Origin of the sequence: Streptomyces sp. NPDC008238 (assembly GCF_042956445.1) — a bacterium.
GTDB lineage: Bacteria > Actinomycetota > Actinomycetes > Streptomycetales > Streptomycetaceae > Actinacidiphila.
Genome location: NZ_JBIBGK010000032.1, coordinates 13,390 through 27,964, shown reverse-complemented (window position 1 = coordinate 27,964; position 14,575 = coordinate 13,390). Strand labels below are relative to the sequence as shown.

General features: G+C 73.5%; 15 protein-coding genes. 8 read left to right on the top strand and 7 right to left on the bottom strand.

Going from position 1 to position 14,575, the window contains the following annotated elements:
* Positions 1-89 precede the first annotated feature (89 nt).
* Positions 90-1,094 carry a Strvi_7410 family MBL fold metallo-hydrolase gene (locus ACFZAU_RS36635; protein WP_500555773.1) on the bottom strand — a complete coding sequence of 335 codons (1,005 nt, stop codon included), beginning with the start codon at positions 1,092-1,094 and terminating at the stop codon, positions 90-92.
* 115 nt (positions 1,095-1,209) lie between these two features.
* On the opposite strand from ACFZAU_RS36635, the gene ACFZAU_RS36630 reads away from it, so the two are divergent.
* Together ACFZAU_RS36630 and ACFZAU_RS36625 are read left to right on the top strand one after the other, a co-directional pair.
* Positions 1,210-2,673 carry an aldehyde dehydrogenase gene (locus ACFZAU_RS36630; RefSeq protein ID WP_500555772.1) on the top strand — a complete coding sequence of 488 codons (1,464 nt, stop codon included), beginning with the start codon at positions 1,210-1,212 and terminating at the stop codon, positions 2,671-2,673.
* Between the two features lie 4 nt (positions 2,674-2,677).
* A complete protein-coding gene (locus ACFZAU_RS36625; protein WP_500555771.1) occupies positions 2,678-2,911 on the top strand; it encodes a ferredoxin in 234 nt (77 codons plus the stop codon).
* A 14-nt stretch (positions 2,912-2,925) separates the two neighbouring features.
* Here the strand turns inward: ACFZAU_RS36625 and ACFZAU_RS36620 are convergent, their stop codons facing one another.
* Positions 2,926-3,543 carry a TetR family transcriptional regulator gene (locus tag ACFZAU_RS36620; protein WP_500555770.1) on the bottom strand — a complete coding sequence of 206 codons (618 nt, stop codon included), beginning with the start codon at positions 3,541-3,543 and terminating at the stop codon, positions 2,926-2,928.
* Positions 3,544-4,591: 1,048 nt separating this feature from the next.
* Here ACFZAU_RS36620 and ACFZAU_RS36615 point away from each other — a divergent pair.
* Genes ACFZAU_RS36615 through ACFZAU_RS36605 form a run of 3 tightly spaced genes read left to right on the top strand, consistent with a single transcriptional unit; the run spans position 4,592 to position 7,748 of the window.
* Entirely contained in the window at positions 4,592-5,917 is a 1,326-nt protein-coding gene (locus ACFZAU_RS36615) for a glycosyltransferase family 4 protein (RefSeq protein WP_500555769.1), read from the top strand.
* Positions 5,911-6,648 (top strand): class I SAM-dependent methyltransferase, encoded by a 738-nt coding sequence (locus ACFZAU_RS36610; protein WP_500465494.1) that lies wholly within the window; start codon positions 5,911-5,913, stop codon positions 6,646-6,648. The genes ACFZAU_RS36615 and ACFZAU_RS36610 overlap by 7 nt, the downstream gene beginning before the upstream one ends.
* Positions 6,645-7,748 (top strand): prenyltransferase/squalene oxidase repeat-containing protein, encoded by a 1,104-nt coding sequence (locus ACFZAU_RS36605; protein ID WP_500555768.1) that lies wholly within the window; start codon positions 6,645-6,647, stop codon positions 7,746-7,748. The genes ACFZAU_RS36610 and ACFZAU_RS36605 overlap by 4 nt, the downstream gene beginning before the upstream one ends.
* A 7-nt stretch (positions 7,749-7,755) precedes the next feature.
* Here the strand turns inward: ACFZAU_RS36605 and ACFZAU_RS36600 are convergent, their stop codons facing one another.
* Positions 7,756-8,043, bottom strand: a complete 288-nt coding sequence (locus tag ACFZAU_RS36600) for a hypothetical protein (RefSeq protein ID WP_499598499.1) — start codon at positions 8,041-8,043, stop codon at positions 7,756-7,758.
* A 143-nt stretch (positions 8,044-8,186) separates the two neighbouring features.
* On the opposite strand from ACFZAU_RS36600, the gene ACFZAU_RS36595 reads away from it, so the two are divergent.
* Positions 8,187-8,723: a hypothetical protein gene (locus ACFZAU_RS36595; RefSeq protein WP_500555767.1), complete on the top strand. Its 537-nt coding sequence runs from the start codon at positions 8,187-8,189 to the stop codon at positions 8,721-8,723.
* Here the strand turns inward: ACFZAU_RS36595 and ACFZAU_RS36590 are convergent.
* The 4 genes from ACFZAU_RS36590 to ACFZAU_RS36575 form a co-directional block, all read right to left on the bottom strand.
* Positions 8,710-9,723 (bottom strand): LLM class F420-dependent oxidoreductase, encoded by a 1,014-nt coding sequence (locus ACFZAU_RS36590; RefSeq protein ID WP_500555766.1) that lies wholly within the window; start codon positions 9,721-9,723, stop codon positions 8,710-8,712. The genes ACFZAU_RS36595 and ACFZAU_RS36590 overlap by 14 nt on opposite strands.
* A gap of 147 nt (positions 9,724-9,870) precedes the next feature.
* Positions 9,871-10,692, bottom strand: coding sequence for a DUF5336 domain-containing protein (locus ACFZAU_RS36585; protein WP_500555765.1), 822 nt, complete (start codon positions 10,690-10,692; stop codon positions 9,871-9,873).
* A 166-nt stretch (positions 10,693-10,858) separates the two neighbouring features.
* Entirely contained in the window at positions 10,859-11,743 is an 885-nt protein-coding gene (locus tag ACFZAU_RS36580; protein WP_500555764.1) for an N-acetylmuramoyl-L-alanine amidase, read from the bottom strand.
* Between the two features lie 10 nt (positions 11,744-11,753).
* Positions 11,754-12,428 carry a class I SAM-dependent methyltransferase gene (locus ACFZAU_RS36575; RefSeq protein ID WP_500555763.1) on the bottom strand — a complete coding sequence of 225 codons (675 nt, stop codon included), beginning with the start codon at positions 12,426-12,428 and terminating at the stop codon, positions 11,754-11,756.
* 113 nt (positions 12,429-12,541) lie between these two features.
* Here ACFZAU_RS36575 and ACFZAU_RS36570 point away from each other — a divergent pair, with 113 nt between their 5' ends.
* Both ACFZAU_RS36570 and ACFZAU_RS36565 read left to right on the top strand, forming a co-directional pair.
* Positions 12,542-13,522, top strand: a complete 981-nt coding sequence (locus tag ACFZAU_RS36570; protein WP_500555762.1) for an RNA polymerase sigma factor — start codon at positions 12,542-12,544, stop codon at positions 13,520-13,522.
* 35 nt (positions 13,523-13,557) lie between these two features.
* Positions 13,558-14,472 carry an alpha/beta fold hydrolase gene (locus ACFZAU_RS36565; RefSeq protein ID WP_500555761.1) on the top strand — a complete coding sequence of 305 codons (915 nt, stop codon included), beginning with the start codon at positions 13,558-13,560 and terminating at the stop codon, positions 14,470-14,472.
* Positions 14,473-14,575: the final 103 nt, after the last annotated feature.

Below are 14,575 nucleotides of genomic sequence, written 5' to 3'. Positions count from 1 at the left end.
ATGGGACTTGGTTGTGTCGACCACACCTTAGCCGGGACCGCGTGCCGTGCCGCCCCCGGCCGTGTGCGGTCTGCCTCACACCGGCGCCCTCAGACCGCGGTGTACGCGACCGGGTCGGATTGGGGTACCGGCTCGGCGTGGCCGAGCTTGACCAGGCGGCGCAGGTGCGCCTCGGCCTCGGCGACGGCGATGTTCCGGGAGGGGAAGGGGATCTGCTCCCAGGGCCGGTTCCACTGCATGGCCACGGCGAGCTGCCACGGGGTGCGGGGGGCCTCGGCGATCAGGGCGCGCAGCGAGGCGAGGCGGGCGGTGTGGTGGTCCAACAGTTCGCGCACGCGGGCGGCGGCGCCGGTGAAAGCGTGCTCGTGGGCGGGCAGCACCTCGGCGGGGGCGAGCCGGGCGACGCGTTCGAGGGAGTCGAGGTAGTCGCCCAGGGGGTCGCCGGCGGTCGCGTCGTCGGGGTCCTCGTACAGGCCGATGTGCGGGGAGATGCCGGGCAGCAGGTGGTCGCCGGAGAACAGGCGGCGGCCGTCCTCCTCGAAGAGGCAGACGTGGCGGGGGGTGTGGCCGGGGGTCCACACGGCGCGGACGGCGCGGCCGGCCAGCGGTACCCGCTCGCCGGGGACGATCTCGCGGTCGGGGAGGGCGGGCCGCAGTCCGGGGACGTCGGCGGCGCGGCGCTCGGCGCGCACCGCCCGCAGCGGGGCGAGGTGTTCCTCGGGGGCGCCGGCGGCGGCGAGCTTGACGGCGAGGTAGTCCAGCCACACGCCGGGCCGGGCGCCGCGGGCGCGGCGGACGACGGCGGTGTCGGCGGGGTGCATGGCGATCCAGGCGCCGGAGGCCTCGCGGACCCGGCCGGACAGGCCGTGGTGGTCGGGGTGGTGGTGGGTGACGAGGACGCCGTGGACGTCGGCGACCCGGGTGCCGAGCGCGCCGAGGCCGTCCGCGAGGGCGTCGTAGGAGGCGGGGTCGTCCCAGCCGGTGTCGACCAGGACGGGGCCGCGGTCGGTGTCGACGACGTAGACGAGCGTGTGGCCCAGGGGGTTGTCGGGGATCGGGACCGGGATGCTCCAGATGCCGTCACCGTGCTCCATGAGGTCCCCTCTCCGATCCGTCACGCGCATTGCCCACCATAACTAGAACTGGTATCAGTTCTGAAGCAGAGTCACCTTCTGACGCGGCATCAGCCAAGGGCGGGACGGGACAGGCATGGACGGGAACGGGATCGTCGAACACGGACAGCTCTACATCGGCGGGCAGTTGGCGGACCCGCTCGGCACCGGCACCATCGAGGTCGTCTCGCCCCACACCGAGCAGGTCTTCGCGCGGGTGCCGCACGCCTCCCGCGAGGACGTCGACCGGGCCGTCGCCGCGGCCCGCCGGGCCTTCGACGAGGGCCCGTGGCCGCGTGCGAGCCTCGACGAACGCATCGAGGTCGTCACCCGGATCAAGGACGCGATCGCCGTACGCCACGAGGAGTTCGCCCGCGTCATCAGCGCGCAGAACGGCTCGCCCTACTCCTGGAGCGTGCTCGCCCAGGCGCTCGGCGCGATGATGGTCTGGGACGCCGCGATCACCGTCGCGCGCGGCTTCACCTGGGAGGAACGACGGGCCGGTGCGCTCGGCCCGATCCTGGTGCGCCGCGAACCGGCCGGCGTCGTCGCCGCCGTCGTCCCCTGGAACGTCCCGCAGTTCACCGCCGCCGCCAAGCTCGCCCCCGCGCTGCTCGCCGGGTGCACGGTGGTCCTCAAGCCGTCGCCGGAGTCACCGCTCGACGCGTACCTGCTCGGCGAGATCGCCGCCGAGGCGGGGCTGCCCGAGGGCGTGCTGTCGATCCTGCCCGCCGACCGCGAGGTCAGCGAGTACCTGGTCGGCCACCCCGGCGTGGACAAGGTCTCCTTCACCGGTTCGGTCGCGGCCGGCAAGCGCGTCATGGAGGTCGCCTCCCGCAACCTCACCCGCGTGACGCTGGAACTCGGCGGCAAGTCCGCCGCGCTGGTCCTGCCCGACGCCGACCTGGACACCGCCGTCCCCGGCATCGTCTCGGCGGCCTGGATGAACAACGGCCAGGCCTGCGTCGCCCAGACCCGCATCCTCGCGCCCCGCTCCCGCTACGACGAGACCGCCGAGCGCCTGGCCGCGGCCGCCTCCGCCCTCGTCGTCGGCGACCCCCTCGACCCCGCGACCCAGGTCGGCCCGCTGGTCGCCCGCCGCCAGCAGCAGCGTTCCCTGGACTACATCGCCCTCGGCCAGCAGGAGGGCGCCAAGGTCCTCACCGGCGGCGGCCGCCCGCAGGCCCAGCCCACCGGCTGGTACGTCGAGCCCACCCTCTTCGGCGACGTCTCCAACTCCATGCGGATCGCCCGCGAGGAGATCTTCGGCCCGGTCGTCTGCCTGCTGCCGTACGAGGACGAGGCCGAGGCCGTCCGCATCGCCAACGACTCCGAGTACGGCCTGTCCGGCAGCGTGTGGACGGCGGACGTCGAGCACGGCATCGACGTCGCCCGCCGGGTGCGCACGGGCACGTTCAACGTCAACACCTTCAGTCTCGACATGCTCGGGCCCTTCGGCGGCTACAAGAACTCCGGGCTGGGGCGCGAGTTCGGCCCCGAGGGGCTGGGCGAGTACCTGGAGCACAAGATGGTCCACCTGCCCGCCGGCTGGGAGGGCTGACCCCGTGGGGGACCGCTGGCACATCGAGGTCGACCGGGGGGTGTGCATCGGCTCGGGCATGTGCGTGAACTCCGCCCCGGACGGCTTCACCCTCGACTCCGCCCGGCAGTCCCACGCGGCGGCCCCGGACACCGACGCCGCCGAGGCGCTGCTCGCGGCGGCGGAGGGCTGCCCGGTGGAGGCGATCAGCATCACCCTGGCCGCCTCCGGCGAGGTGGTCTTCCCACCCGAGGAGTGAACGGTCCGCAGGGGTCAGGGCTGCGCGCGGCGCGGATCGGTGAGGTCGATCAGCCGGCACACCGTCTCGATGTCGATCTTCACCTGGGCGATCGAGGCCCGCCCGGACAGCCAGGTCACCAGGGCCGAGTGCCAGGTGTGCTCGATGACGCGCACCGCGGACAGCAGCTCGGGCCCGGGCGGCCCGTCCAGCCGCATCGCGTCCAGGACGATCGAGGTCGTCAGCCGCGACACGGCGTCCACCTCCGGGCTCACCGAACGGTCGGCGAACGTCAGCGCCCGCACCATGGCGTCCGCGAGGTGCGGCTCGCGCTGCATCGCGCGGAACGCGCGCATCAGTGTCTCCGCCACGCGGTCCGCGGGCGCGGAGGCGGTGGGCGGGCGCTTGCGCAGGGCCTCGTGGAGGTGCTCCAGCTGGTCGCGCATCGTGGCGACGAGCAGATGGATCTTGGACGGGAAGTAGCGGTAGAGGGTGCCGAGCGCGACGTTCGACTGCTCGGCGACCTCGCGCATCTGGACGGCGTCGAAGCCGCCCCGGACGGCGAGTTCGGCGCTGGTGCGCAGGATGCGGCGGCGGCGGGCTTCCTGACGCTCGGTCAGCGGCACCGGGGACGGCTGAGGAGCTGCGGTCATCTGTCCCTATCCGAATCTGTGCGCCGAGCGGAACCGTCCCCCAGCGTAAGGGCTGCGCCGCCGGCCGGTGCGGTGTGCGTGACCCTTCGTGCCTCCGTGCGGGTGCGGCGTGGTTGCTGTTGGGGGTTCGCCCACCCGCCCACCCGATTGCCCGGCATGGTCGGTGCGGGCCCGCGCTCTGTGGGTTGGTGGGCCGGGGGCGGGGCCTCCGGGGTGGGCATTCTGTACCGCATATTTATGTGCATGACGGGCACCTGCGCTTGGTCACCCGGGATGCCGCACATCAAATACACGTCAGCGTCCAGAACGCCCGCCCCTACGACCCCACCCCCTCCCTATCGACAGCGGCCAGCGGCCGGTGGGTGGTCACAAGGCGGTCCGAGGTCACCCCGGTTGCCCATCTGCCCCCTCACCGGGGAGACGAGCAGCGGGGCCGTGAGGTCACAGGGCAGCTCCGGGTAACCCCGAACGCCTATCTGACCCCCACAGGCCGTCCTGCGCCCACACGAGAGAAGGGGTGTGGCGGGGTGCTCCCCCTGGTCGAAGGCCGGGGGAAACGAGCGGTGGGATTCGGTGCCCAATGATGCGGGCTGAGCCCGTGGGGCCGTGGGGTCAGTGAGCGGTTCGGGGTGCCCTGGACTGCCTTCTGACCCCCTCCACCGGCCGTTGTGCGCCCGTACCTCGGGAGGGGGTGTGTCGGGGTGGGCCCCCTGGCGGAAGGCTGGGGGAGACGAGCGGCGGACGCGGTGCCCAAGGATGTGGGGGTAAACCGCGAGCGTTCTGGGGGTCCCCCCGGCCGAAGGTTGGGGGAGGGCGGGAGGGTGGGGGAACCCCCAACATCAATTACAACGGCGCCGCACACGACAACCGGGCAGCCCGCCGCAGGCGCGGCGTGGCGGGAATCACCCGCACCAGCCAGGGCACCCGGCACGGGCCCAGGTATCTTCGTGCTCTCGGGCCAACTCCTGAGTAACCGATTCTGAAACTTGTTCTACCCGGGCACGGGCGGCTACGCTCCCGCTGAAGTGCAGTGAGAAGGGGGCCGTGAGTGACCGCAGAGGCCAGGCCGCTCCGGATCGCGCTGCTCACCTACAAGGGGAACCCGTTCTGCGGGGGCCAGGGCGTGTACGTGCGCCATCTGTCGAGGGAACTCGCCCGGCTCGGCCACAGCGTCGAGGTGATCGGTGCCCAGCCCTACCCCGTGCTCGACGCGGTCGGTGACGGGGTGCGCCTCACCGAGCTGCCGAGCCTGGACCTCTACCGCTCGCCGGACCCGTTCCGCACCCCGAAGCGCGGCGAGTACCGCGACTGGGTGGACGCGCTGGAGGTCGGCACGATGTGGACCGGCGGCTTCCCGGAGCCGTTGACGTTCAGCCTGCGGGCCCGCCGTCACCTGGCCGCCCGGCGGGGGTCCTTCGACGTCATCCACGACAACCAGACCCTCGGCTACGGCCTCCTCGGCGGCCCGGACGCCCTCGGCGCGCCGCTGGTGACGACCATCCACCACCCCATCACCGTGGACCGGCGGCTCGAACTCGACGCCGCGCAGGGGTGGAAGCGCCGGGCGTCGGTCCGCCGCTGGTACGGCTTCACGCGGATGCAGCGGCGGGTCTCGCGCCGGCTGCCGTCCGTGCTCACCGTCTCGGGCAGCTCCCGTCAGGAGATCGTCGACCACCTCGGGGTGCGTGAGGACCGGGTGCACGTGGTGCACATCGGCGCCGACACGCGGCTGTTCTCGCCGGACCCGTCCGTGCCAGAGGTGCCGGGCCGGATCGTGACGACGTCCAGCGCCGACGTGCCGCTCAAGGGCCTGGTCCACCTCGTGGAGGCCCTCGCGAAGCTGCGCACCGAGCACCCCGACGCGCACCTCGTCGTCGTCGGCAAGCGGGCCGACGACGGCCCGGTGGCCGCCGCCATCGAGCGGTACGGGCTCGGCGGCGCCGTCGACTTCGTGAAGGGCATCAGCGACGAGGAGCTGGTCGACCTGGTGCGCGGTGCCCAGGTGGCGTGCGTGCCGTCGCTGTACGAGGGGTTCTCGCTGCCGGCCGCCGAGGCCATGGCCACCGGGACGCCGCTGGTCGCCACCACCGGCGGCGCCATCCCCGAGGTCGCCGGGCCCGACGGGGAGACGTGCCTGGCCGTGGCGCCGGGGGACCCGGGCGCGCTGGCCGCGGCGCTGGGCCGGCTGCTGCGCGACTCGGAGCTGCGCCGCCGCCTCGGCCGGGCCGGCCGGGAACGCGTACTGGCCCGCTTCACCTGGGAGCGGGCCGCCATCGGCACCGCCGAGCAGTACCGTGCGGCGATCGAGGCCGCCGCGGGGCCGCGGCCCACTGTCCAGTCACCGTCCCGGACGAAAGCAGACTCCACGTGCTGACCGTCGACTTCTCCCGCTTCCCGCTCGCCCCGGGCGACCGCGTGCTCGACCTGGGCTGCGGCGCGGGCCGCCACGCCTTCGAGTGCTACCGGCGCGGCGCGGACGTGGTGGCCCTGGACCGGAACGGCGACGAGATCCGCGAGGTCGCCAAGTGGTTCGCCGCGATGAGGGAGGCCGGGGAGGCCCCGGCCGGGGCGACCGCCACGGCGATGGAGGGCGACGCGCTGAGCCTGCCGTTCCCCGACGACACCTTCGACCGCGTCATCATCTCCGAGGTCATGGAGCACATCCCGGACGACAAGGGCGTGCTCGCCGAGATGGTGCGCGTCCTCAAGCCGGGCGGGCTGATCGCCGTCACCGTGCCGCGCTACGGGCCGGAGAGGATCTGCTGGGCGCTGTCCGACGCCTACCACGAGGTCGAGGGCGGCCACATCCGCATCTACCGGGCCGACGAACTGCTCGGCAGGATCCGCGAGGCGGGGCTGCGCCCGTACGGCAGCCACCACGCGCACGCGCTGCACTCCCCGTACTGGTGGATCAAGTGCGCGGTCGGCGTGGACAACGACAAGGCCCTGCCGGTGAAGCTGTACCACAAGCTGCTGGTCTGGGACATCATGAAGAAGCCGCTGGCCACCCGGCTCGCCGAGAACGCGCTCAACCCGCTGATCGGCAAGAGCTTCGTCGCCTACGCCACCAAGCCGCACACCCCGAAGGCGGGCGTCGACGCGTGAGGCGGACCGAACACCTCGTCCTGCCCGGCGTCCTGACCTCGGAGCAGGCCGCGCAGACCGTCGCCGGGATCCTCGCCGTGCAGCGGCCGGACGGCGCCGTACCGTGGTTCGAGGGCGGCCACCTCGACCCGTGGGACCACGTCGAGGCCGCCATGGCGATGGACGCCGCCGGCGAGCACGTGCACGCCGAGGCCGCCTACACCTGGCTCGCCCGCCGGCAGAACCCGGACGGTTCCTGGTACGCCGCCTACGGCTTCGCCGACGGCGCCGAGGGCGAGCCCACCGACCTGGGCCGGGAGAGCAACTTCTGCGCCTACGTCGCCGTCGGGGTGTGGCACCACTACCTCTCCACCGGCGACGACGCGTTCCTGGAGCGCATGTGGCCGGTGCTGTACGCGGCCGTCGAGTACGTCCTGGAACTCCAGCTGCCCGGCGGCCAGATCGCCTGGAAGCGCGAGGACGACGGGACGTACCCGCAGGAGGCGCTGCTGACCGGCTGTTCGTCGATGTACCAGGCGCTGCGCTGCGCGCTGGCCGTCGCCGAGCACCGCGAGGACCCGCAGCCGGACTGGGAGCTGGCCGCCGGCGCCCTCGGGCACGCCGTCGCCCACCACCCCGAGCGGTTCCTGGACAAGGACCGCTACTCCATGGACTGGTACTACCCGATCCTCGGCGGGGTGCTGCGGGGGGAGGCCGCCCGGGAGCGCGTGCTGGCCCGCTGGGACGAGTTCGTCGTGCCCGGCCTCGGGGTCCGCTGCGTGGTGCCCAACCCGTGGGTGACCGGCGGGGAGAGCGCCGAACTCGCCCTCGCGCTGTGGGCGATGGGCGAGTCCGACCGCGCCGTGGAGGTCCTCGGCGCGATCCGGCACTTGCGTGCCGAGGACGGCATGTACTGGACCGGGTACGTCTTCGAGTCGGACGAGGAGGCCGGTACCGGCCCCGCCGTGTGGCCCCGGGAACGGACCACGTGGACGGCCGGGGCCCTGCTGCTCGCCGTCGCCGCCCTGGGAGGGGACGAGGCGACGACGGCGGTCTTCGGGGGTGAGAGGCTGCCGCTCGGGCTGGTGCCCGGGGCGGCGGGGTGCTGCGCCGGCCGGTGAGCGGGCGTCAGGCCCGGTTGACGCGGCCCGCCACGGCGTGGCCGACGACCAGGTAGACCGCAGCCGGCAGGCCGTAGTTCAGCAGGGTGCGCGCCCACGCGGAGTCGGTGTCGAAGATGTCGTGGGCCCAGCCGCCGAGCCAGGACGCGACGTCGTGGATCCACTCCACGAGGTCGTTCGCCCGGTTGGCGTCGAGCATCCACAACACGATCCACAGGACCAGGATGAAGGCCGCCACGTCCGCGGCCACCATGATGACCGTGGCGGCCAGATTGCCGCGATATCGTCTGGACATACCTGCCGTCTTGCCCCGATCGGCGGACTGAAACGTGGGGCGCCGGCCCCCGCCTGACGCCCCGTACGGCCCTGTGCGGTGGCCGGTGCCGGGGGCCCGGGCGAGGATGCGATCACGCACCGCATCCCCCCGGGAGAACCGTCATGCCCTTGCGCCGTGCCCTGACCGCCCTGCTGCTCTCCGGCGTGCTGATGCTCGTCCCCGCCTGCGGCGGCGACTCGCCGCGGACCGCGAGCGTCGGCACCGCGAGCCCCACCTCCTCCGTGCAGAAGCAGAAGCTCGCCAAGACGCGCTTCGTCGCCAACGCCGGACTGGCCGCCGGCGCGACCTACCAGTGGATCGTCAAGCCCTACCGCGAGGGCAAGTTCAAGAAGGACGCCGAGGGCCGCAAGCTGGCCCTGGTGAAGGCGGGCCTGGCCGGGGCCTTCGCCTACAACCGGCTCAAGGCCGCCTCGGAGAACGCCAAGGGCGACCCGACCCTGGCCAAGCTGGTGGCCCCGCTGAACGCGGGCATCGAGTCGCTCAAGGACCTGCCGGCCAAGCTGCGCAGCGGCCAGGGCACGGACGACATCGTCGGCACCTTCCAGGACACCATCACCGGCGTCAAGTCGGCCGGCGAGGGCGCCGGCGCCAAGGTCACCGACAAGGTGCCCTCGCTGTCCCAGCTCAGCGGCGGATGAGCTCGGCCAGCACCCTCAGGGTGGCCGGGTCGGGCGCGGTGACCAGCAGGTCGGTCACCGGGCCCGACCGCCACACCTCCAGCCGTTCCGCGATCCGCTCCCGCGGGCCGACGAGCGAGATCTCGTCGGCGAAGGCGTCCGGCACCGCCGCGACCGCCTCCTCGCGCCGCCCGGCCAGGAACAGTTCCTGGATGCGCCGGGCCTCCTGCTCGTAGCCCATCCTGGCCATCAGGTCGGCGTGGAAGTTGCGGGTGGCCGCGCCCATCCCGCCGATGTAGAAGCCGAGCATCGCCTTGACCGGCAGCAGGCCCTCCGCCGGGTCGTCGCACACCTGGGCCCGCGCCATCGGGGCGATCATGAAGTCCTTCGGCGCGTCCGCCAGTGACACCTCGTACACGTCCGTGCGGAACGGCGACCAGTACAGCGGCAGCCAGCCGTCGGCGATGCGGGTGGTCTGCGCGATGTTCTTCGGGCCCTCGGCGCCCAGCAGGACCGGCAGGGCGGCCCGCAGCGGATGGGTGATCGGCTTGAGCGGCCGGCCGAGGCCGGTCGCGTCGGGCCCCGCGTACGGCAGCGGGTGGAAGCGCCCGTCCAGCGCCACCGGGCCCTCGCGGCGCAGCACCTGGCGCACGACGTCCACGTACTCCCGGGTCGCGGTCAGCGGACTGCGCGGGAACGGCCTGCCGTACCAGCCCTCCACCACCTGCGGCCCCGACAGGCCGAGCCCCAGCATGACCCGGCCGCCGGAGAGGTGGTCCAGGGTCAGCGCGTGCATGGCGGTGGCGGTGGGGGAGCGGGCGGCCATCTGCGCGATGCCGGTACCGAGCCGGATCCGGCTGGTGTGCGCGGCGATCCAGGTGAGCGGGGTGAACGCGTCCGAGCCCCAGGCCTCCGCCGTCCACACCGAGTCGTAGCCGAGCCGTTCGGCCTCCTGCGCCAGGGCCAGGTGGCCGGGGGAGGAGACGCGCCCCCAGTAGCCGAGGGCCAGTCCGAGCCGCATGCGCACGCCTCCCACCGGAGCTGACGGTACGTCAGCCGTACGGTACGGCAAGCACACCCGCCCCGGAAGAGCGGACAGCCGTGCCCCGGGCCGGACGGCCCGGGGCACGGCTGTCGCGTGCGTGCGCGAGTGGCGCTCCGGCGGGGATCAGCCGCGCTGGATGCCGCCGGCGTCCTGGAGGACGCCGCGGCGGCCGTCCTGGGTCTGCGCGACCAGGGCGGAACCGCGCTGCTCCACCGCCAGGTACCAGGTGCCGGGGGCCAGCTCGGCGATCTGCCGGCCCGAACCGTCCTCCGCGTACAGCGGACGCGCCACGGGCACCGCGAACCAGAAGGCCGCGAACTCCGCGGAGGGCTGCGCCTGCGGCTGCTGCTGGGGCTGCTGGGCCTGCGGCTGCTGCTGGGCCTGCGGGTAGCCGTACTGGCCGCCGCCGAAGGACGGGTCGGCCTGCGCGCCCTGACCACCGGTCTGCCCCGGGTACCCGTAGCCGCCCTGCTGCACGCCCGGGTAGGGCTGGCCCTGCTGGCCGCCGTACGGCTGCGCCTGCTGGGGCTGCTGCGGCCGCGGAGCGGGCAGCAGCGGCGCCTTCAGCACGGGCAGGCCCTGCAGGGTGAGCAGCATGGCGGCCGCGAGGGCCGCGGCGGCCACGAAGGAGAGGTACGCGCCGGCGGCCAGCTCGAAGGCCTCGCTGCCGTGGAACAGCGACCACAGCGCGTCCCAGGCGGCGGCCACGGAGAGGACCGCGCCCCAGTGCGCCAGCCCGATGCCGAGCAGCTTGCGCCCCTCGGGCTGGAAGCGCGAGGCGACGAACAGGCCGGCGGCGATCAGGCCCAGGAGGTGCACCGAGGGCAGCAGCGGGAACAGCTCGCTCTTCCACGCGCTGGCTCCGCACTCGTCGGAGCTGCATCCCTTGAACGTGTAGAAGTTCAGGAACGAGGCGATCAGCAGCAGCAGTGCCGCGCCGATCACCGCGCCGTCTCCTCGGGTGAGGGAGCGGTTATTCACTAGGAGTCCTTGTCAGTCGTCTCGTTGTCGCTGTCGCCGGGCGGTTCCCCATCGTATGAGGGCCGTTGCCGCCGGGTGGGACCGGTCCGCCCCTCGGTGACACGATCGGGACCCAATGCTCACCGGCCGATCACCCGCGGTCCTCCAAGAACGCGGTGATGCCGTCCGCGATGCCCTCCGCGGCCCGCTGTCGCCAGGCCGGGCTGGTCATCAGCGCGGCGTCCCTGGGGTCGCGCATGTTGCCGCACTCGATCAACACCTTCGGCCGGCTGCTGAGGTTGAGTCCGCCGAGGTCGCTGCGGACGTCCAGGCCGGTGCCGCCGCCGATGTAGTTGGACGGCCGGGTGCCCGTCTCCTCGGCGAAGTGCCGTTTGAGGGCGGTGCCGAGCAGTTTCGACGGCCCGCTGATCTTCCGGGTGTCCGCGATGCCGCGGTGCACCGGGGCCGGCATGATCACGTGGAAGCCGCGGTTGCCGGCCGCCGAGCCGTCGCCGTGCACCGACACCACCGCGTCGGCCTTCGCCTTGTTGCCGGTCCGGGCCCGCTCGTCGATGCAGGGGCCGTAGGCGCGGTCGCCGTCGTGCGTGAACGTCACCTTCGCCCCCCGCGCTTCGAGCAGCGCCCGGGCGCGCCGGGACACGTCCAGGGTGAACGCGGCCTCGGCGTACCCCGCGTTGGTCGCGGTGCCCGTGGTGTCGCACTCCTTGCGGGCGGTGCCGATGTCGACCAGGCGGTTGATCTCGGCCGTGTGACGGCTGTTGCGCGTGTTGTGGCCCGGGTCCAGCACCACGACCTTCCCCGCGAGCGGCTTCGCGGACCCGGCGGACGGTGCCGCCGAGGACGGTCCGGAGGACGCCGCCGCCGAGCGGTGCGGACGCACGCTCTGCGGGAGGTCCCCGTTGCGTCCGGGGTCGTCCGGTCCGCCCGTGGCGTCCCACACCAGCCACGCGGCCGCGCACGCCGGGACCAGCGCGGCCACGACGACCACGGTGGAGCGGCCTTTGCTCTTGAACACGTCAGCGATGCTATCCGCCGTCCCGGACCCCGGCGCACGTACGCCGGAGGACGTGCAGCGAACCCGTCACGGACAGTTCCGTGAACGCGCCCGACTCCAGCGCCCGCCGGTAGATCCGCCAGGGCGCCTGGCCGCCGTCGGCGGGGTCCGCGAAGACGTCGTGGATGACCAGGAGGCCGTCCTGCGCGAGGTGCGGCACCCAGCCCTCGTAGTCGTTGCCCGCGTGCTCGTCGGTGTGCCCGCCGTCGATGAAGACCAGGGCCAGCGGCTTCCCCCACACCGCCGCGACCTGCGGCGAACGGCCGACGACCGCGACCACGTGCTCCTCCAGCCCGGCGGCGTGCAGGGTGCGCCGGAAGGTGGGCAGGGTGTCCATCAGGCCGACCTCGGGGTCGACCAGGGTGGTGTCGTGGTACTCCCAGCCGGGCTGCTGCTCCTCGCTGCCGCGGTGGTGGTCGACGGTGACGGCGACGGTGCCGGCCTCGCGGGCGGCGGCGGCCAGCAGGATCGTGGAGCGGCCGCAGTACGTGCCGACCTCCAGCAGCGGCAGGCCCGGGAGGCGGGCGGCGGCGTCGGCGGCGGCCGCGTGCAGGGCGAGGCCCTCATCGGTGGGCATGAAGCCCTTGGCCGCCTCGAACGCGGCCAGCGCGTCCGCGGGGACCGCTGCGGGGGATGGCGTGCTCATGCCCCCATCGTCCCGTACGGCCGCGGTGCCCTTCGGCGGGGGTGCGCCGGCGTCGCGCCCGGCGGGCGCGACGCCGGTCCCGGATCCGGACGTTCTGGTTCAATGGTCACGTCATGACTGATCCGCTGTGGGCCGGGGCACCGCTCGACACCGAGCTGGTGCGGGCCGCGCGGTGCGGTGACGCGGGTTCCCTGGGGCTGCTGCTCGCCAGGCACCGGGCGGCCATGCACGCGGTCGCCCTCGCCGTGCTGGGTTACGGCCCGGACGCCGAGGACGCCGTGCAGGAGGCGGCGCTCATAGCGCTGCGGCGCATCGGTGACCTCCGCGACCCGGACGCCGCCGGCCCCTGGCTTCGGATGGTGGTCCGCAACGTCTGCCGGGCCCAGCTGCGCAGGAAGTCGGCGGTCCCCGTGGCCGAGATCGAGGGATTCGTCGCCATGGACCGCTCGGGCGGCCCGCCCGACCCGGCGGACGTGCTCGACGGGCACGTGCTGCGGGACTGGATCTGGGACGCGCTGGAGGGCCTGTCGCCCGGGCTGCGGCTGGTGACGATGCTGCGCTACTTCACCGACGTCACCTCCTATGAGGAGATCGCGCTGCTCTGCGGCATCCCCGTCGGCACCGTGCGCAGCAGGCTCAGCCAGGCGCGCGCCAACCTGTCGGCCGCGCTGGTGGCCGCGGGCGACCGGGTCCACGACGACTCCGCCTCCCTCACCGCGCGCCACCGCCGGCTGGCCGAGGAGACCATGCTGGCGGCGCACCGCGGCGAACTCGCCTCGGCGTGGGCCGGCTGGCGGTCCCCCCAGCTGGAGGTGACGTGGCCGACCGGCAAGCGCACCGACCTCGACTACCTGGGGTTCTCCTTCCGCCGCGACGTCTCCGAAGGCGTCCGCCAGAAGCTGCTGAACGTGGTGGCCAGCCGAGAGGTCGTCATCTGGGAGGCGGCCATCGTCAGCCCGCCGGAGGACCCGTTCCACTGCCCGCCCGGCGTGGTCTGGGTGCACTTCCTCGACGGCGGGGGCGAGGACAGGCTGCGCCTGTACCACCCGCGCCGCCGCCGGGAAGAAGCCCGCGCGAACGATCACGGGAACTGACCGAACCTTTTCGCCGCCCGCCGCATCGTGTGGGCATGAACGTCATCCCTCACGAGGCGGAGCACCCCACACGTGCCGCCGCCGAGGTGCGGACCGTCCTCGTCGACGGCGTGCGCCAGGTCTACCGGGTCAGGGGTGCCGGGCCGGTGTGCCTCGTGCACTCCGGAGGCCCCGGTGTGCACCCGGAGTACCTGCGCGTACCCGCACTGGAACAGCACCTGACCATGGTCCACGTGGACCCCGTCGGCTCGGGCGACAGCGATCCGCTGCCGGACGGGGACTACTCGACGTCCCGCTACGCGCGCTTCGCCGCGGCCGTACTGGACGACCTCGGGGCGCCCACCGCCTACTTCCTCGGCCACTCGCACGGCGGCTTCGTGGCGCTGCAGTTCGCCCTCGACCACCCCGGCCGCCTCGACGGGCTGATCCTCTACGACACCGCGCCCGTGTACGGGCCGGAACTGATGGAGACGGCGACCGAGGAGATGGCCGCCTTCGTCGAGCGCCGGCCCGACCGGCCCGAGGCGGCCGCGGCGGGGCGGGCGTGGCGGGCCCGGGTGGCGGGGACGGCGGCGATCACCGACGACGCGTCCATGGAGCGCTACCTCGAGGCCGTGCTGCCGGCCTACTTCGCCGACTACCGCAGGACGGCGATGCGGACCGGGTCCGTCCCCGCCCTCCGGGCCACCCACGACCCGAACCGGCGCCCCTCCGCATGGGACGTCCGCGACCGGCTCGGCACGATCGGGGCGCCGGTCCTGGTGATCGTCGGCACCCACGACTTCATCTGCCCGCCGGGCTTCGCGTACGAGCTGCAGGTCGGGATACCGCAGGCGCGGCTGTGCGAGCTGACCGCGAGCGGCCACTTCGGACACATCGAGGAGACGGAGAGGTTCGTGGCCGCGGTGCGCGACTTCGTCACCACCCAGGACAAGGAGAACGCAGCATGACGACGACGGTGCCGACCGGCCTGGCCGAGGAGACAGAGATCGCGGCGTACGCCGACTTCGTGACCGGAGCGCCGGCCGGCGTGCGCGGGGCACTGGGCATCGG

What these genes read in the sequence shown, in the direction of transcription:
- ACFZAU_RS36630 (WP_500555772.1), top strand. Translation starts at nt 1,210, where the DNA reads ATGGACGGGAACGGGATCGTCGAACACGGACAGCTCTACATCGGCGGG.
- ACFZAU_RS36635 (WP_500555773.1), bottom strand. Translation starts at nt 1,094, where the DNA reads ATGGAGCACGGTGACGGCATCTGGAGCATCCCGGTCCCGATCCCCGAC.
- ACFZAU_RS36620 (WP_500555770.1), bottom strand. Translation starts at nt 3,543, where the DNA reads ATGACCGCAGCTCCTCAGCCGTCCCCGGTGCCGCTGACCGAGCGTCAG.
- ACFZAU_RS36600 (WP_499598499.1), bottom strand. Translation starts at nt 8,043, where the DNA reads ATGTCCAGACGATATCGCGGCAATCTGGCCGCCACGGTCATCATGGTG.
- ACFZAU_RS36575 (WP_500555763.1), bottom strand. Translation starts at nt 12,428, where the DNA reads ATGAGCACGCCATCCCCCGCAGCGGTCCCCGCGGACGCGCTGGCCGCG.
- ACFZAU_RS36570 (WP_500555762.1), top strand. Translation starts at nt 12,542, where the DNA reads ATGACTGATCCGCTGTGGGCCGGGGCACCGCTCGACACCGAGCTGGTG.
- ACFZAU_RS36590 (WP_500555766.1), bottom strand. Translation starts at nt 9,723, where the DNA reads ATGCGGCTCGGACTGGCCCTCGGCTACTGGGGGCGCGTCTCCTCCCCC.
- ACFZAU_RS36565 (WP_500555761.1), top strand. Translation starts at nt 13,558, where the DNA reads ATGAACGTCATCCCTCACGAGGCGGAGCACCCCACACGTGCCGCCGCC.
- ACFZAU_RS36595 (WP_500555767.1), top strand. Translation starts at nt 8,187, where the DNA reads ATGCCCTTGCGCCGTGCCCTGACCGCCCTGCTGCTCTCCGGCGTGCTG.